The organism is Collinsella sp. OM07-12 (genome assembly GCF_003438275.1).
Classification (GTDB): Bacteria; Actinomycetota; Coriobacteriia; order Coriobacteriales; family Coriobacteriaceae; genus Collinsella.
The window spans coordinates 56,372-82,343 of sequence record NZ_QSTQ01000006.1; the positions used below are offsets into that span (position 1 = coordinate 56,372).

Consider the following 25,972-nt stretch of genomic DNA (forward strand, 5'->3'; position numbering starts at 1 on the left):
GCTTGCGTCTGTGACGAATGTATTGCAAAACGGCGCACTGCTTTGTTGGCAGTGCGCCGTTTGCTATGATAGCCGGCGGCGTGTTACGAATCTATCAATACGTAACACTATCAAGGTGATTCAAACGGCGCTGCGATTGCGTGCCGACAATCGGGAGGCATACATGCACATTCCAGATAATTATCTGTCCCCGCAGACCGATGCCGTCATGGCGGTGGCGATGGTGCCCGTTTGGGTTCACTGCATCAAGAAGGTGCGCGCTACGCTCGATCGCGAGCACATGGCTTTTCTGGGCATCTGCGCCGCGTTCTCCTTTTTGCTCATGATGTTCAACGTGCCGCTGCCCGGCGGCACCACGGGTCACGCCGTCGGCGGTGCGCTCATCGCACTGCTGCTGGGTCCCGAGGCCGCTGCCATCGCGGTTTCGGTCGCGCTGGCGCTGCAGGCGCTGCTGTTTGGCGACGGCGGCGTTCTGTCGTTTGGCGCCAACTGCTTTAACATGGCCTTTGTGCTGCCGTTTGTCGCTGCTATCGTGTTCGGTGCGCTCAACAGTCGTCTGCACGACAAGAGCTGGGGCACCTCGGTTTCTGCCGTCGTGAGCGGTTGGGTCGGCCTGTGCCTGGCGGCCCTGTGCGCGGCAATCGAGTTTGGTATTCAGCCGATGCTCTTTACCAACGTTTCGGGCGCGCCGCTGTACTGCCCCTTCCCACTGTCCGTGGCTATTCCGGCTATGTTGATTCCGCATATGCTGGTTGCCGGCGTGATCGAGGGCGTGGCGACGGCCGCCATCTACGGTTTCATTAAGAAGACGGCGCCGAGCATTATCGTCGGGCCCGAGGCCGTCGATGGCCAGCTTGCCGCCGATGGTACCGCCAAGAAGACTTCCCTAATCCCCACGCTCATTCTGGTCGCCGTACTTGTATTGGCCACGCCGCTGGGCCTTTTGGCCACGGGTGACGCCTGGGGCGAGTGGGACGCTGAGGGCGCCGCGACCGCCGTTCAGGAGGCTGGTGACGACAGTCTGCAGGCTTCGGTCGGCCTCGATGCTCCGACCTTTGCCGATGCGCTGCCCACGGGCGACTACCTGCAGGTCTATTCCGAGGAGCAGGGCCTTGGCTTTGCCGGCCAGGCCGCGATGTATATCCTTTCGGGCGTGATTGGCGTGGCGGTGCTTACCATCGCATTCCGCCTGGTCTCGCTGACGGTCAAGGAAAGCGGTGCTCATGGCAATAGCCGAGCTGCCTAGCTGGCTTGCGGCCGAGGAGCGATATGAGCCCGTGGGGGCTCGGCATCGTGTGATGCAAAAGAATGTCCTGCACCTGGCGAGCCTGCTTGAGCGGGTTCGCCTGGGTGGAGGTGCGCACGAGGGCGGGTCGATGGTCGACCGCGCCCTTTCTTGCGTTTCGGCTCCGGTGCGCCTGGTGGGGATGTTCGTTTGCGTCCTGTGCGTGTGTCTGACGCAAAGCCCGCTGTATCTCATGTTGATGGCGGCTATCGCGCTGGTGCTCGTTGCCGTGCGCCCTGTACGCGGGCTGCGCGCGACCTTTGTGCCGGCGCTCGGCGCCGCGGGACTCGCAGTGGTTCTGGCGCTGCCTGCTCTGCTGCTGGGCGCTTCTGCCACGGGCGCCATGCTCAAGATCGCGCTCAAGACCTTCATTAATGTGTCGCTGGTACTGGGCGTTTCGTGGACGCTTACCTGGAGCCGCATGTCGGCGGCGCTCAAGATGCTGCATCTGCCCGACGAAGTTATCTTTACGTTTGATATGGCGCTCAAGCATATCGAGGTGCTGGGACTCACGGCGCACGATCTGTGCGAATCGGTCATGCTGCGCAGCGTCGGATCCGCGCCTGCGGGTTTTTCGCGCACCGACTCGCTGGCGGGTATCATGGGCATGACGTTTATCAAGGCGATGGAATGCAGCCGCGCGATGGACGAGGCTATGCTTTGTCGCGGCTTTGCCGGTGCGTATCCGGCGCCCGCGCGCGCCGGGTTTGGCTGGCACGATGCCGTTTACGCGGCCGTTGTGGCGTTGCTCGTCGTGTTGTGCGCGGTGTTGTAGCGCGGACGGTCGAACTGTCGATGTGAGTAGGGAAGGGCGGCGTTTTGGCAAACGATACGAATAACGCGATGGGTGCGAGCGGTGCTGCCGGCACCGAGATCACGCCGCTCATCGAGTTTCGCGACGTGGTGTTTTCCTATGCGGGTCATACGGTGGTCGACGGCGTTTCATTGCGGGTGAACCGTGGGGAGCTCGTTGCTCTGCTTGGTCCTAACGGCTGCGGCAAGACGACGGTCATGCGTCTTATCAACGGTCTTGAGCTTGCGGACGCGGGTGCGTACCTGTTCGACGGGCATGTGGTCGATGCGGCATATCTCAAGGATTCCGCGACGGCCCAGCGGTTCCATCAGCGCGTGGGCTTTGTGTTCCAGAATGCCGATGCGCAGCTCTTTTGCGCCACGGTCGGCGAGGAGGTCGCGTTTGGCCCCGCCCAGATGGGGCTGCCGGCAGACGAGCTCGAGCGCCGCGTGCGCGATGCCATGGGGCTGTTCCAGGTTGCCGACCTTGCCGACGCCTCTCCCTATCAGCTCTCGGGCGGGCAAAAGAAGCGCGTTGCGCTGGCTGCGGTGGTGTCGATGAACCCGGATATCTTGGTCCTCGATGAACCTACCAATGGACTCGACGAAGATTCATGCGACATCGTGGTCAACTTCTTGCTGGCCTACGTCGCGGCGGGTAAGACGGTTTTGATGAGTACGCATCACCAGGATCTGGTGCGACGCCTGGGTGCCCGCGCCATCTATATCGATCGATATCACCATGTGGTCGAGGCGTCTTCGCCGTCGTATGGAACCGAAAGCGGTGCTACGGACTAGTTGCTGCGTAAAGCGTGCGTAGCCGCCTGCGCGGCTTTGCCGTGATGGTATAGTTATCCAGGTTTTTTATGGGGGTGGCTATGCCAAGCTGGAACATTCATATCGCTCAGACGGAGCGTTTGCTGGATCGCACCAGTGTGCTTGCCGATAGTGTGCGCGACCGCAATGCCTTTTTGTTTGGCTGCGTGGTTCCGGATATCTTCGTGGGCTATATGGTTCCTGGCATTGCCGATCCCATTCCGTATAGCATTACACATTTTGCCAAGCCTGAGCCCATCCCTAAGCCTCGTGAGCATGAGTTCTGGGATACCTATGTGGCACCGTTGCTTAAAAGTTCGCCCACCGGTGCGCCGGCCGCGGCGACCTCGATTATCGAGGAACGCGAGCGATTGAACCGCGTGCACTATCCCCAGCGCTACAAGTATGCCGAGCCGGTTGCCGGTCCCGGCGCTAGTGAGTTCTCGCTTGCGTCCGAAGATGTGGCGCAGTCGCTGCTCGATTTAACGCTGGGCGTCTGGTCGCATCTGGTGGCCGACACGGTATGGAACACGCGTGTGAACCAGTATCTGGAGGCGCACGGCGGCAAGCCGTGTGAGGAGTTCCGCATTAAAAAGCAAGGCGACTTTGACTGGTTTGGCAAGACGCTGGGCATTGTTTCGATTCCGCGTGCGACCAATCGCCTGTATACCGCGGCGACGCGTTTTGGGCAGTATTCCATCCATAACGAATATGTGCTCAAGACTATCGGCGTCATGCACGAGATTGTACGCGAAAACCCCGGTGAGCCCGATCATCCGCCGTATCGCCTGCTAACCGAGGAATTTTTCGATGCAACGTTTACCGAGGTCATCGAGCTAACCGAGGCAGGCTTTGCCGAGCGCGGAGCCGCTCCCGGCACACCCGCACTGCCCCTGATTGCTAGCTGCTAGCTGGCCGGCCCGGTAGTGAACAGCTCGTCCCAATCGACAAATAGCTTTTGCCGCAGGGCATCTTCGGCGTCGCACTCCTGTTTGGTCTTTGGGGTGTAGGGAAGCCCAGCCTTTTTATGGATGAGCTCGGCTATGTGGTCGAAGCTCTTCTTATCCTTAATCTGGTCATAGGTAAGTTGGATGACGTCGTAGCCCATGCTTGTGAGTGCGGTGGCGCGCTCGGCATCGGAGAGGCTCGCGGCTTCGCTGTCATGAGCGGAGCGGCCTTGGCATTCCAGAATGACACCCATGCTGTCGGTGAAACTTTCGATGAGGATGTCGGCGTAACAGCAGGTTTTGTCATACAGCGAACGTGCGGCTTCGCTGAGCGGGATGCGCGCGTTATTGGTGATGTCTATGCCCAGGCCGCCTTCGTCGCGGGGGAGTGAGATGAGCATGGATGTTTGGACCTCGAAGGGTGAGGCAGTCTGTCCTGTCATGCGTTTGGCGGCCCAACGGAGTTGCTTGACGCCGCGCAGGCCTGCGGCCTGCTTGGCGAACGCGGCGATATCCGCCGCGCTGAGGAGCGGCGCGCGTTTCCACAAATTGGTGCCATTGCCCTTGGTGTCAACAACGCGCTCCCAGCCACAGTCGGGTGGAATGAGCTTAAGGGATATTGCCTCATCAAGTTGCTTTTGCGCACGCTCGCAGGGCGTAAATACTGCAAATGAGCTGCACATCTCATAACACGCCATGAGCAGCTGGTTGCGTGAGACCTGCGTAGCAAGGTTGAGCAGTGTGAACTCGGGCGATGTGACATCAAATCCATGTTCAGTTTGCCTAAACGACCCGGGAGGTGGTTCCTGGGTCAGCAGGCGGCTGCGAAAAAGCTTGCCGTTCGCGCGGCGACCCTTTTCGCCCACGAATCTCCAGACCGGCTTGTCGAGTAGATCCTCAAATACTGGCTGTTTTGAGTAATGCACCAAGCGATGGTCATGGTCGGGCGGCAGGATTGCCGGATAGAGTCCCAGTATCTGGGGCGGGATGCGATAGTACTGGAAAGCCGAGGGTCCGCAAGCGAGAAATGACATAGCAATCCGATCGTTTGAGCGTTGTTTGGGCTAGAAAGGCTATCGGTTTCGGAAGTGCGGGGAAAAAGAGAAGCAGGCAAAGCACAAGGAGTATTTGAGCCAACTTTATCAGGGGTTTTGTTGAAATAAAAGGGCTTGTGCTTGGGGGTGAGCAATTTTTCCCCGCACTTCCGAAAACATAGTCATTTTTGACCTTGCTAAAACGATTTAGCAGCGTCGGTTAAGGTGTGGGTTTGCCACCGGGCGAACACTTTTAGCGCTTGGGACTTTATTATTTGGGCCCTGAAGGGTGGATTTCGCGCTTTTGGTAAAGAAATGAGTGCGTGTTTTGCCGTGTGCAGGTATTGGCACACAGAAAAAGGGCCCGGAAGGCGAAGCCTTCCGGGCCCTTTGCAATGCAAATCTGCTTGCAAGTGCGATTTAGCGCACCTGAGCGACGTAAGCGACGTTGGTCGAGGAAACCTTGTCCTCGAGCTGGACGCTCATGCGGGGATCGCCGGCGGTGGCGACGGTCAGATCGCCGGCCTCGACGTAGCCGAGCTCCTTGGCGGTCTCGATCGCCTTGACGATCGTGCCGTTGACGGTGCCCTGGGTAATCTCTGCCTGGTGCGGGATGACGCCCCAGTACATGATCATCTGCTGGACGGCCCACTCGTGGCGGGAGAACGCGCAGATCGGCATGTTGGGACGGAAGTGTGAGATCAGGCGAGCGGTACGACCGGTGGTCGTCGGCACGGTGATGCACTTGGCGCCAACGGTGGTGGCCATGTTCACAGCGGACATACCCACAACGTTGTTGACGACGCGGGTGCCGTGAGCGTCAGCCGGAACCTCGAGCGGAGCGTGGGCCGGGAGGTACTTCTCGGTCTCGAGAGCGATGCTGGCCTGCATCTTAACGGCCTCGACCGGGTACTTACCGGCAGCGGACTCGCCGGACAGCATGACGGCGTCGGTGCCGTCGTAAATGGCGTTAGCAACGTCGGCAACCTCGGCGCGCGTCGGGCGCGGGTTCTGCTGCATGGAGTCGAGCATCTGCGTAGCGGTGATGACGGGCTTGTAGGCCGCGTTGCACTTGGCGATGATCTCCTTCTGGATGTGGGGAACGAGCTCGGGCTTGATCTCGATGCCCAGGTCGCCACGGGCGACCATGATGCCGTCGGAAGCCTCGAGGATCTCGTCGAAGTTCTCGACGCCAAGGGCGCACTCGATCTTCGGGAAGATCGTCACGTGCTCGCCACCGTTCTCGCGGCAAAGCTTGCGGATGCCACGGACGGACTCGCCGTCACGGATGAAGGAAGCGGCGATGTAGTCGATGTTCTCGGTCAGGCCAAAGAGGATGTCCTGACGATCGCGCTCGGTGATGGCGGGCAGCGAGATGTTGACGTTGGGCATGTTGACGCCCTTGCGCTCGCCGATCAGGCCGTCATTCTTGACGACGCAGGTCATGTCCTGGCCGTCGACGGACTCGACCTCGAGGGCAACCAGGCCGTCATCGATCAGGATGAGGGAGCCCTTCTCGACCTCGGAGGGCAGAGCCAGGTAGTCGAGGGAGATGTGCTCAGCGGTGCCGTGGAAATCCTCGGACGTGGGCTGAGCGGTGACGACGATCTTATCGCCGGTCTTGACGGCGACCTTCTTGCCGTCGACCAGAAGGCCGGTGCGGACCTCGGGGCCCTTGGTGTCGAGCAGGATGCCGACGGGCAGACCGAGCTCCTTGGAAATACGACGGACGCGCTCGATGCGACCGTGGTGCTCGTCGTAAGAGCCGTGCGAGAAGTTGAAACGGGCGACGTTCATGCCCGCCTTGATCATCTCGCGGATGGTCTCGTCGCTATCGCAGGCGGGACCCATGGTGCATACAATCTTAGTGCGCTTGTACATTCAGACCTCCATCTGACATCGTCTTGCGCTGATAGATAAACCATAAGAAATAAAACTGAGTTGATTATAACGAAATGACGACCGAATACCCCAAAAAATCGACCGTACGCCGATTTAGAAGTTCATTCTTTAGTCAAAAAAGACTAAAGAAAAATTTTTACCAAGCGGTCTTACCGCTGCTATCTGGGCGATATTTCAGTTTGCCGATGCGCTGAAGAAAAAACGTTTTATCAATCTCGAGCATCACACTGTCTGCACCGTTGCGCCTGTGCCGTGTTTCCAGATGGAATGTTTTGGCTAGACGCGTCGCTTTGGGGTACCATAGCTCCACTATCAACTGCCGCTCAGCACGGCAGCCTTGATGAGCCCTTGCCCTTCTCCTGGGAATTATGATCGGGCATCAATCTGCTGAGTGGCCCGAATCCCAGGAGGGGACTCTATATGCAAAAGGAATACCTGTCCGCCGCGGCGGAGGTGCTCAGCGACCAAGGTGTCGATGAGAACCTCGGCCTGAGCAACGGCGAGGCGTCGTCGCGTCTTGCCAAGACAGGCCCTAACAAGCTTGAGGAAGCCGAGAAAACGCCGCTTTGGAAGCGTTTCTTTGAGCAGATGGCCGACCCCATGGTCATCATGTTGATCGCGGCCGCGGTTATCAGCGCGCTCACGGGCATGGTCAAGGGCGAGCCCGACTTTGCTGATGTCGCCATCATCATGTTCGTCGTTATCGTCAACTCGGTGCTGGGCGTAGTCCAAGAGGCCAAGAGCGAGGAGGCCCTCGAAGCCCTGCAAGAGATGAGCGCGGCGCAGTCCAAGGTACTGCGCGACGGCAAGCTCGTGCACCTGCCGAGCGCCGAGCTCGTGCCCGGTGACGTGATCATGCTCGAGGCGGGCGACTCCGTCCCGGCCGACTGCCGCGTGCTCGAGAGCGCCACGATGAAGATCGAAGAGGCCGCACTCACCGGCGAGTCCGTGCCGGTCGAGAAGCACGCCAACGTGATCGAGCTTGCTGCGGGCACCGATGACGTGCCGCTCGGCGACCGCAAGAACATGTGCTACATGGGCTCCACCGTTGTGTACGGCCGTGGCCGCGCCGTCGTGGTCGGCACCGGTATGAACACCGAGATGGGCAAGATTGCCGGCGCCCTGGCCGAGGCTAAGGAAGAGCTCACGCCGCTGCAGGTGAAGCTCGCCGAGCTCAGCCGCATCCTTACCATCATGGTTATCGTCATCTGCGTCGTCATCTTTGGCGTCGATATCCTCCGCCACGGCGTGGGCAACGTCCTTACCGACCCGACCGCTTTGCTCGACACCTTTATGGTCGCCGTCTCGCTCGCCGTCGCTGCCATCCCCGAGGGCCTGGTCGCCGTTGTGACCATCGTGCTGTCGCTTGGCGTGACCAAGATGGCCAAGCGCCAGGCGATTATCCGCAAGCTTTCTGCCGTCGAGACCCTCGGCTGCACGCAGACCATCTGCTCCGACAAGACCGGTACCCTTACTCAAAACAAGATGACCGTCGTCAAGCACGAGCTTGCTGCGCCTAAGGAGAAGTTCCTGGCCGGTATGGCGCTGTGCTCCGATGCCCAGTGGGACGAGGATTTAGGCGAGGCCGTGGGCGAGCCGACCGAGTGCGCGCTTGTCAACGACGCCGGCAAGGCGGGCCTCACCGGCCTGACTGCCGAGCATCCGCGTGTGGGCGAGGCCCCGTTCGACTCGGGTCGTAAGATGATGTCCGTGGTCGTCGAGACCCTGGACGGCGAGTATGAGCAGTACACCAAGGGCGCGCCCGACGTGGTGATCGGCCTGTGCACCCACATCTACGAGGGCGATAAGGTCGTCCCGCTGACCGAGGAGCGTCGTGCCGAGCTCGTGGCCGCCAACAAGGCCATGGCCGACGAGGCCCTGCGCGTGCTGGCGCTGGCAAGCCGCACCTACACCGAGGTCCCGAGCGACTGCAGCCCTGCTGCACTCGAGCACGACCTGGTCTTCTGCGGCCTGTCCGGCATGATCGATCCCGTTCGCCCCGAGGTCGCCGACGCCATCCGCGAAGCGCACGACGCCGGTATTCGCACCGTCATGATCACGGGCGACCACATCGACACTGCCGTGGCCATCGCCAAGCAGCTGGGAATCGTTACCGATCGCAGCCATGCCATCACCGGTGCCGACCTCGATCGCATGAGCGATGAGGAGCTCGACGCGCACATCGAGGACTACGGCGTGTACGCCCGCGTCCAGCCCGAGCACAAGACCCGCATCGTCGAGGCTTGGAAGTCGCGCGACCAGATCGTCGCCATGACGGGCGACGGCGTCAACGATGCCCCGTCCATCAAGCGCGCCGACATCGGCGTGGGTATGGGCATCACTGGTACCGACGTCACTAAGAACGTCGCCGACATGGTGCTTGCAGACGACAACTTCGCCACCATCATCGGCGCCTGCGAAGAGGGTCGCCGCATCTACGACAACATCCGCAAGGTCATCCAGTTCCTGCTTTCGGCTAACCTTGCCGAGGTGTTCTCGGTGTTTATCGCCACGCTCATCGGCTTTACCATCTTCCAGCCGGTGCAGCTGCTGTGGGTGAACCTGGTTACCGACTGCTTCCCCGCGCTCGCGCTGGGCATGGAGGATGCCGAGGGCGACATCATGAAGCGCAAGCCGCGCAACGCCAAGGACGGCGTCTTTGCCGGACATATGGGTCTGGACTGCGTGGTCCAGGGCCTGATCATCACCGTGCTGGTGCTGGCGAGCTTCTTTGTGGGCGTGTACTTTGACATGGGCTACATCCACATCGCCGATATGATCGCCGGCGCCGCCGACGAAGAAGGCGTGATGATGGCCTTCATCACGCTCAACATGGTCGAGATCTTCCACTGCTTTAACATGCGCAGCCGTCGCACGTCGCTGTTTAAGATGAAGAAGCAGAACAAGTGGCTGTGGGCTTCGGCCGCGCTGGCGCTGGTGCTGACGGTGATCGTAACCGTGCAGCCGACGCTTGCCGAGATGTTCTTTGGCCCTGTGACGCTTGAGCTTAAGGGCGTTATCGCCGCGCTGGGCCTTGCCTTCCTGATCATTCCGCTGATGGAGATCTACAAGGCGATCATGCGCGCCGTGGAGAAGGAGTAGGTCGAAAGGCTATCCTTCCCACCGGCCCGACCGCCTGCGGGGTTTCCACGGGCACGTCCTCGCCGCTTTGCGGCTGCGGGATGTGCCCTTGGGAAACCCCTCCCGGCGGGCGGGCCTTCGGATAACCTCTCAGGACCATAAGCTGAGGGAAAGTTTGTGAGCTGGTCGGGCTTTGCCCGGCCAGCTCTTTTTGTTTTAAAATACCTGCTCAGTTGTGTGGTTTTGTGCTGGGAGGCATCTGTGGGCAAAGCTAAGGCTAAAGCGAAGAAAAAGACGACGGGGGCGCGGGCTAAGCGCGATCGTCGCCGGAAGCTCGCGACCGAGGCTCCCGCATCTGCTGAGGAGCTGCTGGCAAGCGTGCCGGGACTCGACGCGCTGCAGGACGTTCCGGCGTTTGATGACCTGCCGGTCGATGAAGCCCAGCAGACTGCCTTTGATGATTTCTGCGCACATGCCGAGGAGCCCGAGCAGATGCAACTTGGTGCCGTGGTGCGCTTGGATCGCGGGTTTCCGCTGGTGGCTACTGCCGACGACACCTTTCGCGCCGAGCATGCCGTGGGGTTTGCCAAGTCGCGCAGCGAGGACGAGGTCCTGCTGCCTGCCGTGGGCGACCGTGTGGCGGTGCGCCGCGCTCCCGGGCACGATATGGGCGTGATTGAGTGCGTGCTGCCGCGCCATACGAGCTTTGAACGTTGGCGCGGCCGTGCCCGCGGAGAGCGCCAGGTGCTCTGCTCCAACGTGGATAGCGTGCTAATCGTGCAGGCGCTCGGTGCTGGCGAGGTGCTGCTCGACCGCGTGGCGCGCTCGCTGGTGTTGGCGCTCGACTGCGATGCCGAACCGGTGGTGGTGCTCACCAAAGCTGACCGCTGCGATGCCGAGGAGCTCGAGCGCGATCTGGACCGCGCGCGCCGCCTGGTGGGTCCGGACGTGCGCGTGATCGTGACGTCCTCTGCCGAGGGCCGCGGCCTGGACGAGGTCCGTTCCTGCGTGCCTGCTGGGAGCTGCGCCATGATTCTGGGCGAGTCGGGTGCCGGCAAGTCGACGCTGCTCAATGCACTGCTGGGCCACGATACGTTGGCGACCGGCGGTGTGCGCGAACGCGACGATCAGGGCCGTCACACTACCGTCGCGCGCGTGATGGTGGCGCTGCCGGGCGACGCCGGCGTGATCGCCGATGCCCCGGGCCTGCGCAGCCTACCGCTCGTGGGTCACGAGCGGGGTCTGGCGCGCGCCTTCCCCGAGATTGTCGAGGCATCGCGCGCGTGCCGGTTTGGCGATTGCACACATACCCATGAGCCGGGTTGCGCCGTTCGCGAGGCTGAGGACGCCGGGCAGATCGACGGCCTGCGTCTGGAAACGTTCCAAAACCTGGCGTCATCCATGCGCGTGAGCGCTCAAATGCTCGATCCCGATGTCCATTTGTAATTGATTTTTCCTATGGCAGCCGTCTCCCAACTGTTCGGGAGACGGCTTTTTTGCTGCGGAAAAGCCTCGAAACATGCAGTTTGCTGACGTGCTGACCAAAACCTTGCCACGAGCTTGACGGGCTGGTCAGTTTTTGGTCAGCGATTGGTTTGACATCGAAAACCAAGATCGCGATTGCGCCGCTTTGCACTCTGACCGCCCAGACAATGGTGGTACGGGCATTCGCCCGGCACTGCCATGAGAGGAGCGGCCGTGAACAAGAGCAAGCGCATCGCCATCAGTCTGGTCGCAGGCGTGCTCGCTGCTCTGCTCTGCATGGTTTACGGCTCGTCGATCCGCTCGCAAGCCGAACAGGTCCAGGCTGAGACCTTGGCCAAGTACGGGGGCGATCGCGTCGAGGTATGCGTTGCGGCGCGCGATATCGATGTGGGCGAGACCCTCGATGAGACCAATGTCATAACCCAGGAATGGCTGACGAGCCTGCTGCCGCGTGACGCGGCGACCGAGCTGCGCCAGGTGCGCGGCGACGTGACGACTTCGCGTATTCCCAAAAACGCCGTGATCTGCAATGTCTACACCAAGGCCGAGAGCCACAAGCTCGAGGTGCCTAAGGGCAAGGTCGCCGTTTCGGTGGCGGTCGATGCCGAGCACTCGGTCGGCGGCGCCACGGGCGTGGGCAGCTACGTGGATGTGTATGTGCAAAAAGACGGCGTAACCGATCGGCTGTGCGGCGCGTACGTGATCGATACCAGTGAGGATTCCGGTGCCACGCGCGAGGGCAAGATCGAATGGGTGACGCTGGCGGCTGACCCCGAAGACGTCAAGGAACTGCTGGGCGCCTCGGGCAAGGGAACGGTCAGCTTGACGATTCCCGCCACGGCGCGCGGCAGAAAGAGCGGAGGCGACGAGTGATGAAGGCGATCTGGCTTGCGTGCTGCGCGTGCGGCGATTACGGGCTGTTGCAGCGGGAAGTCGAGGGCCGTGATGCGGGTGCACAGGTGCTTCGCGTGGGTGACCTGGACGGGCTGGTTTCCATGGCGCGGGCGTTTCCGTCGCGCCGCGGGGCTGCCATCATCGCGGCGTCTCTGTTTGATATCGAAGATGTGCGCAAGACTGTTGCGCGCCTGACGGCCGAAGGCCGCGTGAGTCGTGTGGTCGTGTTGATAGAAGCGCTCGATCCGTCGGATATCGAGGGGCTGTTTCGCGCGGGGGCGACCGAGGTCATCGCTGCGCACAGTATATGCGGCAACGGGCAGGCGGGCGAGGGAGCGGTTGATTCCGATCGGCGCATGACGATTGAGCCCGATGCTTTTGTTGATAGGGAACCCGGGGCGCCTCGCGCTACAAGAGGCCCGCGTGTTGATGATTATGGAAAAGCGGAAGCCGAGCATGGTCGGCGCCCCCGGAACCCCCTTGTATACGATGACGCTGGAGGACCGGCGCAGCATGCTGGCGACTCCCCGGCTGTAGATATGGGATACGTGCACGGGGTGAATCTGGCGGATGAACTTGACGAAGTTGAGGGCTTTGCCGGGTGCGGCGAGTTGTCGCCGATGCAGCATGAGCAGATTGCACAGAACGAGCCTGCCTCGCAGACCGAACAAGCTGCCATGCCGGCTTGGACGCAGCGTATGGTTGCGGCGGGGGAGACGGGGACGCTGTCACCGACGCCCGCCCCGCCGCTTCAGATGCCGCCGGCAGACGCCGCCGCTCCGCCGCATCGAGCTCCGGTCATCTGCGCCATTTCGGGTTCGGGCGGTTGCGGCAAGTCGACGATTGTTGCCACCATGGCACACACATCGTCGCTGTTGGGCTTGCGTGCCGCCGTGCTCGACCTGGACCTGATGTTTGGAAACCTTTACGACTTGTTAGGCGTCGATGCTCCGCGCGATATAGCGGCACTTATCGAGCCGTCGGCGGCGGGCGCGCTCACCGAGCCGGATATCGTAGCCGCATCGATGCGCGTGGCGCCGGGCGTTACGCTCTGGGGTCCCGTCGCGGCGCCCGAGCAAGCCGAGCTCATGGCGCGTCCGGTGGAGCTACTGCTTGATGTTCTGCGTCGCGAATCCGACGTGGTCTTTATCGATACCTCGGTCTTTTGGGGCGACGCCGTGGCGGCTGCGGTGGCGGCGAGCGACCGTTGCCTGGTCGTTGGCGATGCGGCGGTGTCGTCCGCGACATCGGCGTCGCGCGTCATTGAACTGGCAAGTCGAGTAGGTGTGCCGCGCACGCGCATGAGCGCTGTGTTCAACCGGTTCGGTGCGCGCGGGGCAGACGAGGACGTCGCCATGCGCTTTGAGATTGCCTGTGCGTTGAGCTCCAAGATTCGTATCGCCGATGGCGGACAGGATCTCGCAGCGCTCATGGCGTTTGGGCGCGCTGACGAGGCAGTGGGGCAGACCAGCGCTTTTGCGACCAGCGTGCGCAAGGCCACGCGCGAGATGCTCGTGGAACTGGGGTGCGCCGTCGGCCCTTGGAGCGATATGGTCGCCGACCGTGCAACACGCACCGAACGCCCGCGTATTCGCCTTCCCTGGTCGCGCGAGGGTGATCAGCGATGAGCCTGCAAACGAGGATTAAGGCTGCCGGCGCTGCAGCGACGGCAGCGCCTGTAGATGCAGGGCGTCGCCGCGCGGTGAAACGACGCACCAAGCGCGCCGTAATGGACCGCATGGGTTACGACGAAGTGGCGCGTATCAGCGCCTATATCGACCCGGCGCTTGCCCGCTCGGAATTGCGTCCCGCGGTGGAGGCGGCGCTCAATGTTGAGGAGCCGACCGATCTCGCGACGCCCGAGCGAGAGACCATCATCGACGAGATTTTGGATGATGTGGTGGGCTTGGGGCCGTTGCAGCCGCTCATCGAGGACGACACCGTTACCGAGATCATGATCAACGGCTGCCGTTCGGCTTTCTTTGAACGCGGCGGCGTTTTGTATCCCATCGAGCACGCGTTTGAGGACGACGAGCAGATCCGTGTGCTCATCGACCGCATCATCTCGCCGCTCGGCCGTCGTATCGACGAGCGTAGCCCCATCGTCAACGCCCGCCTCAAGACGGGTTATCGCGTCAACGCGGTGATTCCGCCTGTGGCGATTGACGGACCGATTCTCACCATCCGAAAGTTCTCGGACCGTATCTGCTCGCTGGACGAGCTCGTGGGGTTGGGATCGCTGCCGCTTTGGTATGCGCAGCTGCTGTCGTGCGCGGTGTCGCTGCGACAGGACCTGGCGGTTGCGGGAGGCACGGGATCTGGTAAGACCACCCTGCTCAACGCGTTGTCATGCGAGATTGCCACCGGCGAGCGCATCGTGACGATCGAGGACTCTGCCGAGCTCAAGTTTGCACATCATCCGCACGTGGTGCGCCTAGAGGCGCGCGAGGCTTCAATTGAGGGTGAGGGCGCGGTGACGATCCGCGACCTGGTAACTAATGCCCTGCGCATGCGCCCCGACCGCATCGTGGTGGGCGAGGTGCGCGGTGCCGAGTGCTGCGACATGTTGCAGGCCATGAACACGGGCCACGACGGGTCGCTCACCACACTTCATGCGGGTTCAGAACAGGAGACCGTGGTGCGTCTGACGTTGCTTGCACGTTATGGCATCGATCTGCCGAGCGAGCTCATCGAGGAGCAGATTGCCATGGCGCTCGACGGCATCGTGATGTCCGAGCGCCACGCCGATGGCAGGCGCTTTGTGGCCTCATATTCGGGGGTTCACCGCGGCGTGTCGGGCGGTGTTGAGCTCGAACGCTACGTGACTTTCGATGCCGCCGAGCGCACCTGGACGCTCGACCGCGAGCCGCCGTTTATCGCAGAAGGCCTGCGGTCGGGGACGCTTACACAAGAGGAGGTGGACGAATGGAGATCGCTATGCCCCTCGTCGTAGGGGGCTTGGCAGGGCTTTCTGTCGCGACGGTGTGTGGGGCAGAGCCTCGTGTGCCGCGGGTACCGCCGGCGGAGCTGGCACGTCAGGCGCTCGAGACGGTGGCAGAGAAGCTGCCGCGTGAGCTGGTGGAAAACGATCTGCTGAAAAAGATCGCCCGTTCGTGGGCATCGTTGGTCCCCACAGATCGCTTTGGGCTTGCTATTGAGGATAACGCGACTCGCCTAGCATTTCTGCTGCTATCGAGCGGTGTCTGCTGTGTTTTGCTAACGATGGTGTCGTTATCGCCCCTCGGATTTGCCTTGGGACTTGTTGCCCCGTTTGCCGTTGGCGTCGCCCGGGATGGCTTTGAGAGCCGGCGCGAGCAACACGATGTGGAGGAGGCCATGCCCGAGGCGTTTACCGCACTTTCCATGTCGCTTGCCTCGGGACATTCGCTGGCCCAGGGCATGCGCTTTGTGGGCGCTCATGCGCAAGAGCCGGTGCATACCGAGTTTTTGCGGGTGGCGGCGGCGATCGATTGCGGCATCTCGGCGACCGATGCGCTCGACGACCTGCTTGTCCGCATCGACGCCCCCGGGCTTTCGCTTGTCGCGTTGGCGCTCAAGGTGTCGCAGCGAACCGGTGCCCCGCTTGCCGACCTGCTGGCCGAGGCGTCGAGCATGGTGGGGGAGCGCATTGAGCTCAAGCGCCGCCTGGATGTCAAGACGTCGCAGGCCCGCATGTCGGCGCATATGGTCGCGGCGATGCCGGCGGGCATGTGCGCGGTGTTGGCGCTGCTTTCGGCAGATTATCGTCGCGGTCTTGTGACGCCTGCCGGTGCGGGCGCTGTGGTGCTGGGTCTTGCCCTCAACGCCGTTGCCCTGGTGGTTATCCGGCGCATTATGAGGGTGGAGCTATGAGCGCCCTGGTTGCAGTTGCGGCTTGCCTGTGCGCCCTGAGTGTATTTGTCGCGACGGGTTTGGATCGGGCGGATGCACGCAAGATCGCAGGTACCTGCAAGCGCGAGGCAGTGCTGGTCGCTGCTGCGGGTCGCTCGGTGGCCGATGCCCTGACCGCGCGAGTGAAGGGCGCGGTTGGGGCGGGCGGCCCGGCGCGAGTGTCGCTCGGCGAAGTGTCCGAGATGATCGATGTTGTTCGCTTGGGTCTTTCGGCCGGTCTTTCGTTTGATGCGGCGCTTGAGATTTTCTGCGCCAACCGCCGGTCAGTGCTGGCTCTTCGCCTTGAGCGGGCCCGCATGGCGTGGCAGGTGGGCGTGGGCACGCGTGAGGACGAGTTGTTGGCCGCCGCGCGCGACCTGGACGTGCGAGCGCTCGAGACCTTTGCCATCACGGTGGGGCAGGCGCTCGCCCTGGGTGCCCCACTTGCCGAGACGCTGGCCGCTCAAAGTCGCGAGATCCGTGCAGCTCATCGCGCCGCGGTTGAGCGCGAGATCGAGCGTGCGCCCGTCAAGCTGCTGATTCCCACCGGCACGCTCATCTTGCCGGCGTTGCTTCTGTCCATATTGGGCCCGCTGCTGGGAGCAGGCGGGATGATGTAGGGAGGAATACATGAACACGATGGTCGAAGTTGCTGACAAGGCTTGGAACTGGGCTTTTTGCCGGGCGATCCGCGCTCGCCAGCATGCCAAGGAACTGTTGCAGGAGGAGAGCGCGCAGGGTACCACCGAGTACGCCATTTTGGTGGGCGTGCTTGTGGTGATCGCGATTATTGCCATCGTTGCATTTAAAGGCAAGGTTAAAGAGCTATGGGATGCGATCAGCGAGGGCATCAACAGCCTGTAGAGGGCGAGCGCCCCATCGGGGTGCTGCTGGTGTTTGCTTGCCTGATCGTGGCGATAGCGGCGGTGCTTTGGGGGCTTAACTCCGCGCGGCAGCAGCGTCCTGGGGCCGCCTTCGACTCGGGCTCAGATTCGGCGGTGGCGTCTCAAAAAGATGAGACGCGAGATGCGGACGATTCGGATGTCGCTGTCACGGCGCAAACCTTTCTGCGGACGCTCGACAAGCGGTCTGCCACTGCGACGGATTCGCCTGAGGGCAACGCGATTGCGGTCCGGCTTGCATGGTCCGAGGACCGACCGATGACCGAGGCAGCGGCGGATATGTTACGCGCCTACCGCGAGGTGCCAACGGCCCAGCTCGCCCTGAGCGGCTATCTCGATATTAAGGGCAACGTATGGGGCGCCATCGTGCGCGATGGACGCGGCTGGGTCGATATGGTGACGGTTGCTGCGGATGTCGGCGATGCTTCGTGCCGCCTGCGCGTGATCCGCCTGAGCCCGCAGGCATCGAACTCAAAGGAGGGGTCGTGAAATGCATGACGTCCTGCGCGAGGAATCTGCCCAGGCGACGGTCGAATACGCCATCGTCACGGTGGCGCTGCTTTCCATCGTGCTGGCGATCGCGGGACTTTGGCGTGCTGGCACCGATGGGCGCTTGGCGGCGCTGGTCGAGCGGGCGGCATCCCATGGCGTTGCCTCGACGTCGGTTATCGACGCCGCTGCGGGCGCTAAGGACATCGCGTTGTATTGATATCGCGCGTGAGGACCGGGCGCAGTCTACGGTCGAGGCCGCTTTTTTGCTGCCGACGTTTCTGACGCTCATCCTTCTCGCACTGCAACCGGTGTGCCTGCTCTATACGCGCGCGGTCATGGAGTCTGCCGCCGCCGAGACCGCGCGGCTCATGACCACGACGACGGCGGAGGACGATGATCTTAAGGAGTTCACCCGCCGCCGGCTTGCCGCAGTGCCCAACGTTTCGATCTTTCATGCCGGCGGGCCGTTGTCGTGGGATATCGAGCTTGGCCGGGCCGGTGCGGGTGGCGTCTCGTCCGTGTCCGTTTCCGGCGAGGTCAAGCCGTTGCCTGTGATCGGTGCGTTTGCGCAGGCTATGGGTGGTACCGCCGAGGGCGACTACGTTGAGCTCAAGGTCAATGTCTCGTATCAATCGCGTCCCGAATGGCTGGAGGGAGATTATGATTCGTGGATTGCTGCATGGGATTAAGCGTTTCTGGTCTAGGCGCGTTTTGACGCGCCGTCCGAGCTGCCATCGCAAACGAGGCGGCTTTATGGGTCGAGCCGGTATCGACCTGTTTATCGAAGACGGTGCCTACACCACGCTTTCCTCTGCCGTGGTCATCCTAGTGGTGCTTACGTTGTTGTTTTCGTCAACCGCGGCGATATGGAGCATGTCGCGTGCCGGGGATACCCAGGTGGCGGCCGATAGCGGCGCGCTGGCGGGTGCCAACGTAGTGTCGTCCTATCACACGGCTGCCACGGTGGTTGATGCGAGCATCTTGAGTCTGGGGCTGGCAGGGTTTGCCACGATCGGGACGGGCCTGGTCGCCATCCTCATCCCGGGTGCCGAGCCGGTTGCCGGCAATATGGTCGACACCGGGATTGGGATCATTAAAACGCGCAACAAGTTTGCCAAAAGCGCATCGGAAGGCTTACAGAAAATCGAGACGGCTCTGCCGTATCTGGTTGCCGCGCGAGCTACACAGGCGGTGTCGGCGCAGGATACCGATAGCGTGAGCTATACCGGTACGGCGCTTGCCGTGCCCAGGACGTCCGAGTCCGATTTCGTTGCGCTCGAGGGGTCCGAGATCTCGCCCGATGCTATTAAAGACACGTCAGATGATTTAGAGCTCGCAGCCAAAAAGTTGAAGGAGGCTTCTGAGGATACGGCGAAAGCAAAAGAGCGCGCCTGGCTTGCGGACTGCGGCGGGTCGGACAAGGGCACGATTGGTAGCCGTTCGTGCATGTGGGAGCGCGCGAAGAAGCTGGCGTCGCTGTCGGGCGAGCTCAACCCACATTACGCATCGAGCGTCACGTGGGAGCCCCAGGTAGCGCTTGACCGAGCGAGAACATATTACCGTCAGCGCCTGGCTAACGAAAAGCCGCTTGGAAGCGGTGTCGAGATGCAGGCGGAGTCTGCCGCTCGAAAGGCGTTCTATCGGTATGCCGGTGAAGAGCTCGGGCGTGCCTCCATCGTGGACGACGGCACGAGCGTCGTCGCGGACCTGCCGCTGCTGCCGCGCAATGCGGACGAGGTCAGGGCGAGCGATCTTTATACCGATGCCGCGTGGCCGACGAGCAGCAATGACGGCAAGACGTACATCCATTATGGAACTGGCTGCCCAAACTATAAAAAGGGAGCGCCGGGAGGACTGTCATCGGTTGCTGACTTTGACGGGAGAGAAGCATGCGACCGCTGCCATTTTGGAGTCAAGACACTGGGTGCCGTCGCCGCTCCTTCTACATCGATCGAAAACGGCTTCGAGTATCACTTTGACAAGTTCAAAGACGCCATGGAAGACTACGCCGAATGCCGCAACAAAGAGCTTGAGCTCGAGCGACAGACCGAAGGCGAGGCCGATCGCGCGGGAAGCGCATTCGATCAGGCCATTCAAGCGCTTTCGGGTGAGCGTCCGCGTATCGCGCCGCCCGGTCGCAATGGCGTGGTCGCCCTTGCGGTTTCGGGCGATATGACCAGCCCCAATCAACTTAACTCCTCGTTTAACACGGCGGTTGAGCTTGGCAGTCGCGGTGCCATCTCTGCCGCGGTGCTGGCGCCCGATGAGGCGACGGCGCAAAACAACGTGCTTTCGCGATTTTTCTCGACATTGAAGGAACGCTCGGGCGGCGTTGCCGGCGTGCTCGACGGCGTCATGGATGTTTGGGGACGGCTGCTCGTAGGATACGGTGATATCCAAGGTTCGGCCGACGAACTTATGGACGAGATGATTAAAGACCTAGGAGGGGGCGGCGGCGCGTTGGGCTCCATCGCATCGTGGCTCGGCGATACCGTTTCGGCGTCCGTGGCGGCGCTGGGTTTGGAACCGTGCGACTTGCGCCTGCGAAAGCCGGTGCTGACCGATTCCGCCAACGTCATTAAGAGTCCGGGGTCTGACATTGCTGGTCTCTCTCAAGCGCAAGACAAGCTGCGAGGTATTCCGTTGGGCGTGACCGATCCCAAGGCGCTTTGCGAGGCGTTGGAATATCAAGTCGAACGCACCATTGGCGGTACGGTGTTCACGCTTGCGGAGATTCCTCTGCCCGGCGGCGGCTCCATTCCACTCACCGTCGATGTCGCCACGCTGGTTGGCGCTCTGGGCGGTGGGTCGTAATGAGTATCCGCATGCGTCTGCGCGAGGAGCGCGCCCAAGCGACGGTGGAGATGGCAGTGGTTACGCCCGTTTTGCTGGTGCTGGCACTCATCGTGTACAACGTCATGATCTTTGCCAGCGCTGTCGCGCGCTTCGACCGCGTGGTGCCCGACATCGTGTTGGCGCACGCCGTGGCGTCGGAGGGGGAGGGCGACGAAAGCTCTGCCGATGCCTCGGCGACGGTTCAGACTCAAATTCTGAATGCCATGGAAGGCTATGACTTGCAGATCGAAGTGTCGAGCGAGCAAGGCGCGGAGGCATCGGATGGTGGCCTGCTCTCCCTATCCGGTACGTTTAGGACCTACACCTGCACCATGCACTATGAGCCGTGGCCGACTTCTCTCAGCATCGCTGGCGTTCCGCTGGGGGCGCCGACAACGTTGTCGCACGAGCGCGCGGTGACGGTCGATCCATGGCGTCCGGGGGTGGTCATGTGACCGCGGTCTCGTCCTACATCGCTTACGCGCGGGCACTCAACAGGCTGGGTTGGACGCCGGCCGAGTTTGCGGTGGCGGAGTCGTTCGTCGTGCGCCTGCGCGGCATGCTGGGACGGCGTCCGGTTGCCGCCAACGGCCTGCCGCTCGTCATGGCGTTTCCGCACTGTTCCTCGGTCCACACATGTTTTATGGCCTATCCCATCGACATTGCCTTTATCGACCGCAACGGCAACATCCTCGCACGCTATGAAAACGTCCGTCCGTGGCGCATGTGCTCTCACCCGTGCGCCTGGGCCGTACTGGAACGTCCCTCAATCCTCGCCTCGCTCCCTGCCCTCCAACAAGTGCCGGCGTAAGAATTGGCGACAGCTGACTTTCGTCATACGAAATTGGGTAAGATGGAGGAGAAGATGCATGGATGTTGAGATCCATCCCAACGCTAAAAAAGCACCTGACGGAAAAGCAGGTGCTTAGCGCTTGGCTTGCGGTTACTGAGTGCATTCGTCGCGAGTCGAAGGACGAGCCGCCGAGATGGCTTGCGATTGGATGGCTCCCAGACGGACGAAGCGTGGAGCTTGTCGCGGTCGAGCTTGCCCGTGGGTGGCTTATCATTCATGCCTTGTCTCCAGTCCAGAAGAAATTTTGGCAGGAGATTGAACAGACTCGGCAAAGGGGTCGATGATGGGCAAGACGTATACGGCCGCTAATGGTCAGGTTGTAACGGATGAAATGATTGACGCGTGGTGCGAGTCGTACGAGCGCGGAGAGTTTCCGGATGGTGAACACACCGTTGGTGGAATTGTGCATGGACGGCCCCCACTCTCAGGTGAGGGGACGGCAACGCTGTCGGTCAAGATTCCTCTGGGAATGAAGGAGGCCATTCGTCGACGGGCGGCTGCCGAGGGGATGACGCCAAGTGAGTTTGCCCGTGCGGCTCTGAGTGAAAAACTTCTTGCTGCCGGCTGATGCCTCTGACGTGCCGATTTATAGAACCGAGGCTGTGCTCAAAAACTTTTTTAAAATTCTCGGTTGACCGGGACGCGTCCTTGGTTATACTAATCAAGCCTTGAAACAAGGCACACCTCAAATGGCTGGGTAGCTCAGTTGGTAGAGCAGAGGACTGAAAATCCTCGTGTCAGGGGTTCGATTCCCTTCCCCGCCACCTTGAATTGACTAGGACCTCTGCAAAGGGGTCCTTTTCTTTTATGTAGTCCCCACATGGAATCGAACCCCGTGAGGGCGCGGAGCTGAGGAAACGCGCAAGCGTTTGCCAGCGTAGCTCGCAAGGCGCGTAAGCGCCGCAGCGGTCCGTCCGCGCAGCGCGCGGACGCGATTCCCTTCCCCGCCACCTTGAATTGACTAGGACCTCTGCAAAGGGGTCCTTTTCTTTTATGTAGTCCCCTGCGGAAAGCGCATCCCAGACATTCCTCCCGCTTTTGCGTCACTTTTCAGACCATTCGGTCGCCTGTCCGCACGCGCGGGTATACTCAAAACGATACTTTTCCTATGCAATACGATGCGGGCTCGACCTGCACGATCCGAAGGGGGCAGTGATGGAGAGGATACTCGGCGTTAATCTCTCTGGCTGGTTTATTCCCGAGCCTTGGGTGACCCCGTCGCTGTACGCGGCGACCGGTGCATCCAACGCGGCCGAGCTGCAGGAGGCCATGGGCACCGCCGCCTATAACGAGCGCATGCGTCGTCATTACGAGATGTTTGTGAGCGAGGGTGATTTTCGCCGTATGGCGCAGATCGGCCTCAACGCCGTGCGCCTGCCGGTGCCTTGGTATGCCTTTGGCTCACAGGAGTCCGATGCCTCCTACATCTCGGTTGTCGACTACATCGACCGCGCGATTGAGTGGGCTGCCAAGTACAACATTCGCGTGCTGCTTGACCTGGCAACTGTGCCCGGTGGCCAGGGCGATTCCAACGATTCGCCCACCACGCCGGAGGCTGTTGCCGAGTGGCATTCGTCCACTAACGGCCGCCATGTCGCACTCGACGTGCTCGAGCGTTTGGCCGATCGCTACGGTGAGGCCGAGAGCCTGCTGGGCATTGAGCTGCTTGACACGCCGCAGATGAGCGTCCGCAAGAGCCTCTTTGCCATGACGGATGGCATTCCTGCTCACTACCTGCGCAACTTCTATCGCGATGCTTACGAGCTCGTCCGTTCGTATATGCCCGAGGATAAAATCGTCGTCTTCTCGTCTTCGGGGTATCCCAGCGAGTGGAAGCATTTTATGCGCGGCACCAAGTACAAGAACGTCTACATGGACCTTCACCTGTACCATTACCGTGACGAGTATGCACTCGACATCACGAGCCCCCGCGGGCTGACGACGGCGATTTCGCGTAACAAGCGCGAGCTTAAAGAAGCGATTTCGACGGGGTTCCCCGTGCTGGTGGGCGAATGGTCGGGCGCGGCGATCTTTGCCAACTCGTCGGTTACGCCCGAGGGCCGCAATGCCTACGAGCGCGTGTTCATCGCCAATCAGCTGGCATCGTTTGCGCCGGCTGCCGGTTGGTTCTTCCAAACGTGGAAGACCGAGAAGCGCATTGCAGCATGGGATGCCCGCGCGGCGCTCGGTACGCTCGAGCGCGGCATGATTGAATAGGTTGATATGACGCAAAACAGCGCCCATACGGGCAAACTCTATGTGGTCGGCACACCCATCGGCAACTTGGGAGACCTGTCCCCGCGCGTTGGCGAGGCGTTTGCCGCCGCCGATGCCATCTGCTGCGAAGACACGCGTGTGACGTCAAAGCTGCTAATGCACCTGGGTATCTCCAAGCCGCTTGTCCGTTGCGACGATAATGTGATCGCCAGCCGCGCCGCCGGCCTGGTCGACCGTCTGCTGGCGGGGGAAACCCTCGCCTTTGCCTCGGACGCCGGCATGCCGAGCGTGTCCGATCCCGGCCAGGCACTGGTCGAGGCAGCGCGTGAGGCCGATGTGCCCGTCGAAGTTATCCCCGGGCCCTCTGCTTGCGTCACGGCGCTCGTTTCGTCCGGCATTCCCTGCGAGCATTTTTTCTTCGAGGGTTTTTTGGGCCGCAAGCACGGTGACCGCGTGCGCCGTCTGCAGCGCCTTGCCGTGGTGCCCGGCGCGCTCATCTTCTACGAGTCTCCACATCGCATCGTGGCGACGCTCGAGGCTGTGGCCGAGGTCTTTCCCCAGCGTGAGGTTGCCGTCTGCCGCGAACTCACCAAGCTACACGAGGAGGTCTTGCGTGGGCCCGCCGCCCAGCTTGCCGAGGAGCTGCGTGCTCGTGGCGAGGTAAAGGGCGAGATTGCGCTGGTCATCGCGCCGCCGAGTGAGGACGAGGAGGCCGGCATCGTGCCGGCTGGCGCTGCGGCGGCAGACCCCGACGAGGCCCTGCGCGAGGATATCCGCGCCGCGCTCGAGGAGGGGGAGCCCGCCTCTGCGGTGGCCAAGCGCCTGTCTCAGAAGTATTCGCGCCGCAAGCGCGATGTCTATGCCATGGTGCTCGATATGCAATAGATGGAGGATATCCAGCCCTTGCGCTAGAATCATCCCCTGTATGCAACGTTTTTCTGGAGGACTAACCCCATGGATCAAAGCAAGCCTTCGTTCTTTATCACGACGCCCATCTACTACGTCAACGCCGATCCGCACCTGGGCACGGCTTATTCCACCATCATCGCCGACGTCCAGGCTCGTTATCGCCGCTCTGCCGGCTACAACGTCAAGTTCCTGACCGGTATGGACGAGCATGGCGAGAAGGTCGCCGAGGCCGCAGCCAAGCACAACATGACGCCGCAGGAGTGGACCGACAGCCAGGCTCCGCACTTCAAGGAGTTGTGGAGCAAGCTCGAGATCTCCAACGACGACTTCATCCGCACCACCGAGCCGCGCCAGCATCATGCCGTACAGTACCTGTGGGAGCGCATGAAGGAGTCCGGCTACCTGTATAAGGGCAGCTACGATGGTTGGTATTGCGTGCCCGACGAGACCTACTTCACCGATACGCAGGTCCAGAAGGGTGACGAGGAGTACGGCAGCGTCGGTCAGCACCTGTGCCCCGATTGCCACCGTCCGCTTGAGCGCGTGCAGGAGGAGTCTTACTTCTTTAAGCTTTCCGCCTTCCAGGACAAGCTGCTCAAGCTCTATGACGAGCACCCCGACTTTGTTGAGCCTGCGTTCCGCATGAACGAGGTGCGCAGCTTTGTCGAGGGCGGCCTCAACGATCTTTCCGTGAGCCGCACGAGCTTTGACTGGGGTATTCAGGTTCCGTTTGATGAGGGCCACGTGACCTACGTGTGGTTCGACGCCCTGCTCAACTATATGACGGCTGTCGGCTACGGTGTCGACACCGACGAGGCCCGTGCCGAGCTGGCCTATCGCTGGCCCGCGCAGTTCCACATCGTGGGCAAGGACATCATCCGCTTCCACTGCGTCATTTGGCCCGCCATGCTCATGGCCATCGGCGAGGCCCTGCCCGAGCATGTCTTTGCCCACGGCTTCCTGACCGTGCGCAACGCCGAGACCGGCAAGGCCGAGAAGATGTCCAAGAGCCGCGGCAACGCCATCGCTCCGCAGGACGTCATCGACATGCTGGGTGTCGAGGGCTATCGCTATTACTTCATGACCGACGTGGTGCCCGGCACCGACGGCGCCATCAGCTTCGATCGCATGGAGCAGGTCTACAACGCCGACCTGGCCAACAGCTGGGGCAACCTTATCTCGCGTTCGCTCAACATGAGCGGCAAGTACTTTGACGGCTGCGCGCCCGCCAAGCCCGCATCGTTCGATGCGTTCGACAGTCCGCTGGCAAAGATTGCCGATGGCCTGGTCGAGCGCTATATGGCCAAGATGGACGTGCTCGATTACGGTGGAGCCAAGGACGAGGTCATGGAGCTCGTCCATGCCGCCAACCATTACATCGAGGACTCCGAGCCTTGGGCGCTTGCCAAGGACGAGGCCAAGGCTGACGAGCTCGCGTTTGTGATCTACAGCCTGCTCGAAGCCATCCGCATCGCCGCCCACCTGCTGATGCCGCTCATGCCTCAGACTTCTGCCGAGGCTCTGCGCCGTCTGTCCTGCGAGGACGAGGCCGCAAGCGACGATCTCAAGGGTATTTGCGCTTGGGGTCTGCTTGCCGGCGGCGCTCCCGTCGAGAAGGGCGAGCCGCTGTTCCCGCGTCTGGGTTAAGACGCCGCGCG

The 25,972-nt window shown here is 61.7% G+C and carries 24 protein-coding genes and 1 tRNA gene; 23 read left to right on the forward strand and 2 right to left on the reverse strand.

Translation table 11 applies throughout. The features are described 5' to 3' along the window. Nucleotides 1-163: 163 nt before the first annotated feature. The 4 genes from cbiM (at nucleotide 164) to DXB98_RS03310 (ending at nucleotide 3,804) form a co-directional block, all read left to right on the forward strand. The gene (gene cbiM, locus DXB98_RS03295) at nucleotides 164-1,246 is read left to right on the forward strand and encodes a cobalt transporter CbiM (RefSeq protein ID WP_117743140.1); all 1,083 of its coding nucleotides are present in this window, start codon (nucleotides 164-166) and stop codon (nucleotides 1,244-1,246) included. Beyond that, the gene (locus DXB98_RS03300) at nucleotides 1,224-2,060 is read left to right on the forward strand and encodes an energy-coupling factor transporter transmembrane protein EcfT (RefSeq protein ID WP_117743141.1); all 837 of its coding nucleotides are present in this window, start codon (nucleotides 1,224-1,226) and stop codon (nucleotides 2,058-2,060) included. Before cbiM ends, DXB98_RS03300 begins: the two co-directional genes overlap by 23 nt. Nucleotides 2,061-2,104: 44 nt before the next feature. Continuing rightward, entirely contained in the window at nucleotides 2,105-2,875 is a 771-nt protein-coding gene (locus DXB98_RS03305) for an energy-coupling factor ABC transporter ATP-binding protein (protein WP_117743142.1), read from the forward strand. A gap of 80 nt (nucleotides 2,876-2,955) precedes the next feature. Continuing rightward, nucleotides 2,956-3,804, forward strand: a complete 849-nt coding sequence (locus tag DXB98_RS03310; RefSeq protein ID WP_117743143.1) for a hypothetical protein — start codon at nucleotides 2,956-2,958, stop codon at nucleotides 3,802-3,804. Here the strand turns inward: DXB98_RS03310 and DXB98_RS03315 are convergent. Together DXB98_RS03315 and pyk are read right to left on the reverse strand one after the other, a co-directional pair. Next, nucleotides 3,801-4,874, reverse strand: coding sequence for a hypothetical protein (locus tag DXB98_RS03315; RefSeq protein WP_117743144.1), 1,074 nt, complete (start codon nucleotides 4,872-4,874; stop codon nucleotides 3,801-3,803). The genes DXB98_RS03310 and DXB98_RS03315 overlap by 4 nt on opposite strands. Before the next feature lie 420 nt (nucleotides 4,875-5,294). Further along, entirely contained in the window at nucleotides 5,295-6,755 is a 1,461-nt protein-coding gene (gene pyk / locus DXB98_RS03320; protein WP_089572705.1) for a pyruvate kinase, read from the reverse strand. A gap of 441 nt (nucleotides 6,756-7,196) precedes the next feature. On the opposite strand from pyk, the gene DXB98_RS03325 reads away from it, so the two are divergent. The 19 genes from DXB98_RS03325 (at nucleotide 7,197) to metG (ending at nucleotide 25,961) form a co-directional block, all read left to right on the forward strand. Then, nucleotides 7,197-9,878 (forward strand): cation-translocating P-type ATPase, encoded by a 2,682-nt coding sequence (locus DXB98_RS03325; protein ID WP_117743145.1) that lies wholly within the window; start codon nucleotides 7,197-7,199, stop codon nucleotides 9,876-9,878. Between the two features lie 471 nt (nucleotides 9,879-10,349). Continuing rightward, nucleotides 10,350-11,303 carry a ribosome small subunit-dependent GTPase A gene (rsgA, locus tag DXB98_RS03330; RefSeq protein ID WP_199407110.1) on the forward strand — a complete coding sequence of 318 codons (954 nt, stop codon included), beginning with the start codon at nucleotides 10,350-10,352 and terminating at the stop codon, nucleotides 11,301-11,303. A 252-nt stretch (nucleotides 11,304-11,555) separates the two neighbouring features. Then, nucleotides 11,556-12,215, forward strand: coding sequence for a Flp pilus assembly protein CpaB (cpaB, locus tag DXB98_RS03335; RefSeq protein ID WP_233502122.1), 660 nt, complete (start codon nucleotides 11,556-11,558; stop codon nucleotides 12,213-12,215). Then, entirely contained in the window at nucleotides 12,215-13,864 is a 1,650-nt protein-coding gene (locus DXB98_RS03340; protein WP_117743146.1) for a P-loop NTPase, read from the forward strand. The genes cpaB and DXB98_RS03340 overlap by 1 nt, the downstream gene beginning before the upstream one ends. Beyond that, on the forward strand, nucleotides 13,861-15,189 hold the full coding sequence (locus tag DXB98_RS03345; RefSeq protein ID WP_117743147.1) for a CpaF family protein: 1,329 nt from the start codon (nucleotides 13,861-13,863) through the stop codon (nucleotides 15,187-15,189). The genes DXB98_RS03340 and DXB98_RS03345 overlap by 4 nt, the downstream gene beginning before the upstream one ends. After that, nucleotides 15,162-16,088 carry a type II secretion system F family protein gene (locus DXB98_RS03350; protein WP_117743148.1) on the forward strand — a complete coding sequence of 309 codons (927 nt, stop codon included), beginning with the start codon at nucleotides 15,162-15,164 and terminating at the stop codon, nucleotides 16,086-16,088. Before DXB98_RS03345 ends, DXB98_RS03350 begins: the two co-directional genes overlap by 28 nt. Beyond that, the gene (locus DXB98_RS03355; RefSeq protein ID WP_117734714.1) at nucleotides 16,085-16,726 is read left to right on the forward strand and encodes a type II secretion system F family protein; all 642 of its coding nucleotides are present in this window, start codon (nucleotides 16,085-16,087) and stop codon (nucleotides 16,724-16,726) included. Before DXB98_RS03350 ends, DXB98_RS03355 begins: the two co-directional genes overlap by 4 nt. A gap of 10 nt (nucleotides 16,727-16,736) precedes the next feature. Continuing rightward, nucleotides 16,737-16,970 (forward strand): hypothetical protein, encoded by a 234-nt coding sequence (locus tag DXB98_RS03360; protein ID WP_117734713.1) that lies wholly within the window; start codon nucleotides 16,737-16,739, stop codon nucleotides 16,968-16,970. Next, entirely contained in the window at nucleotides 16,934-17,497 is a 564-nt protein-coding gene (locus tag DXB98_RS10365; protein ID WP_147336106.1) for a hypothetical protein, read from the forward strand. Before DXB98_RS03360 ends, DXB98_RS10365 begins: the two co-directional genes overlap by 37 nt. Nucleotide 17,498: 1 nt before the next feature. Beyond that, nucleotides 17,499-17,717: a hypothetical protein gene (locus DXB98_RS10080; protein ID WP_117734711.1), complete on the forward strand. Its 219-nt coding sequence runs from the start codon at nucleotides 17,499-17,501 to the stop codon at nucleotides 17,715-17,717. Next, complete coding sequence (locus tag DXB98_RS03370; protein ID WP_117734710.1) at nucleotides 17,653-18,189, forward strand: TadE/TadG family type IV pilus assembly protein; 537 nt, start codon at nucleotides 17,653-17,655, stop codon at nucleotides 18,187-18,189. The genes DXB98_RS10080 and DXB98_RS03370 overlap by 65 nt, the downstream gene beginning before the upstream one ends. 64 nt (nucleotides 18,190-18,253) lie before the next feature. Further along, nucleotides 18,254-20,314: a hypothetical protein gene (locus DXB98_RS03375; RefSeq protein WP_117743149.1), complete on the forward strand. Its 2,061-nt coding sequence runs from the start codon at nucleotides 18,254-18,256 to the stop codon at nucleotides 20,312-20,314. Beyond that, complete coding sequence (locus DXB98_RS03380) at nucleotides 20,314-20,790, forward strand: TadE/TadG family type IV pilus assembly protein (protein ID WP_055285913.1); 477 nt, start codon at nucleotides 20,314-20,316, stop codon at nucleotides 20,788-20,790. The genes DXB98_RS03375 and DXB98_RS03380 overlap by 1 nt, the downstream gene beginning before the upstream one ends. Continuing rightward, nucleotides 20,787-21,146, forward strand: a complete 360-nt coding sequence (locus tag DXB98_RS03385; protein WP_233505075.1) for a DUF192 domain-containing protein — start codon at nucleotides 20,787-20,789, stop codon at nucleotides 21,144-21,146. The genes DXB98_RS03380 and DXB98_RS03385 overlap by 4 nt, the downstream gene beginning before the upstream one ends. Before the next feature lie 325 nt (nucleotides 21,147-21,471). Next, nucleotides 21,472-21,756, forward strand: a complete 285-nt coding sequence (locus DXB98_RS03395) for a ribbon-helix-helix domain-containing protein (protein WP_035137167.1) — start codon at nucleotides 21,472-21,474, stop codon at nucleotides 21,754-21,756. Between the two features lie 123 nt (nucleotides 21,757-21,879). After that, nucleotides 21,880-21,952, forward strand: a tRNA-Phe gene (locus DXB98_RS03400). Between the two features lie 391 nt (nucleotides 21,953-22,343). Continuing rightward, a complete protein-coding gene (locus DXB98_RS03405; RefSeq protein ID WP_117743152.1) occupies nucleotides 22,344-23,405 on the forward strand; it encodes a glycoside hydrolase family 5 protein in 1,062 nt (353 codons plus the stop codon). A gap of 6 nt (nucleotides 23,406-23,411) precedes the next feature. After that, complete coding sequence (gene rsmI / locus DXB98_RS03410) at nucleotides 23,412-24,290, forward strand: 16S rRNA (cytidine(1402)-2'-O)-methyltransferase (RefSeq protein WP_117743153.1); 879 nt, start codon at nucleotides 23,412-23,414, stop codon at nucleotides 24,288-24,290. Nucleotides 24,291-24,359: 69 nt separating this feature from the next. Next, nucleotides 24,360-25,961: a methionine--tRNA ligase gene (gene metG / locus DXB98_RS03415; RefSeq protein WP_117734704.1), complete on the forward strand. Its 1,602-nt coding sequence runs from the start codon at nucleotides 24,360-24,362 to the stop codon at nucleotides 25,959-25,961. Nucleotides 25,962-25,972: the final 11 nt, after the last annotated feature.